The organism is Metabacillus litoralis (genome assembly GCF_007994985.1).
Taxonomy (GTDB): domain Bacteria; phylum Bacillota; class Bacilli; order Bacillales; family Bacillaceae; genus Metabacillus; species Metabacillus litoralis.
On sequence record NZ_VOQF01000050.1, the window covers coordinates 1 to 1,085 of the forward strand.

Annotated in this window: 1 pseudogene; it reads left to right on the forward strand. The window is 36.3% G+C overall.

From position 1 onward, the window contains the following. Positions 1 to 1,085, forward strand: a pseudogene (locus FS935_RS23085) (IS3 family transposase); the annotation flags it as partial.

The following is a 1,085-nucleotide window of genomic DNA, read 5'->3' on the forward strand; positions in this document are numbered from 1 at the left end:
GAAGCATTCGTAAAATTATATACAAATTACACCCAACAGTTTAAACTAGACGTACTAAATTATATGATTGAACACGGTACGTCCATAATGGAAACAGCGGCCATCTTTAATATAGCTGCTCCATCCACAATTCTTGTTTGGAAAAAGCAATTTGAAACACAAGGATTAGATGCCCTTCAATCAAAGAAAAAGGGGCGTCCATCCATGAAAAAAGATGCGAAAAAACAAACAAAATCTAAACCACTAGAAGGGTCAGTCGAGGCACTAGAAGCACGTATTAAACAACTTGAAATGGAAAACGAGTATTTAAAAAAGTTGAATGCCTTAGTTCAAAACAAGAAAAAATCACCAAACAAGACAAAACGCAAGTAGTCTATGAATTAAGGCATAAATATCCGGTGAAAGCACTAGTAAAACTCGCTGGCATTCCACGTAGCACTTACTATGACTTAGTGGAACGTATGAATCGTCCAGATCCAGATTCCGATCTAAAAGTGGAAATAAAGACAATTTATGAAGAGCATGAAGGACGTTATGGCTATCGCCGTATTCGTGATGAACTTGCAAACCGTGGTCAAAAAGTGAATCACAAGAAGGTTCAACGGATTATGAAAGAACTAGGGTTAAAGTGTATCGTACGAATGAAAAAATATAAATCTTATAAAGGTTCGGTCGGTAAAATTGCGCCGAATATTTTAAATCGCCACTTTACGGCAAATACCCCAAATGAAAAGTGGGTAACTGACATTACAGAATTTAAAATATCTGGTGAGAAACTTTATTTATCGCCTGTCTTAGATTTATTTAATGGGGAGATAATCTCATACACAATTGGTTCTAGACCAACCTATTCTCTTGTTTCAGATATGTTAAAGAAGGCTTTCAAACGTTTACCTGATATCCACCAGCTACTTATGCATTCCGATCAAGGCTGCCATTATCAAATGAAGAAATATCGTCAGGCACTTGAATCAAGAGGGATTGTTCAAAGTATGTCCCGTAAAGGAAACTGTTACGACAACTCTGTTATGGAGAACTTCTTTGGAATTATGAAATCTGAGTTCCTCTACATAAAAGAATTCGAA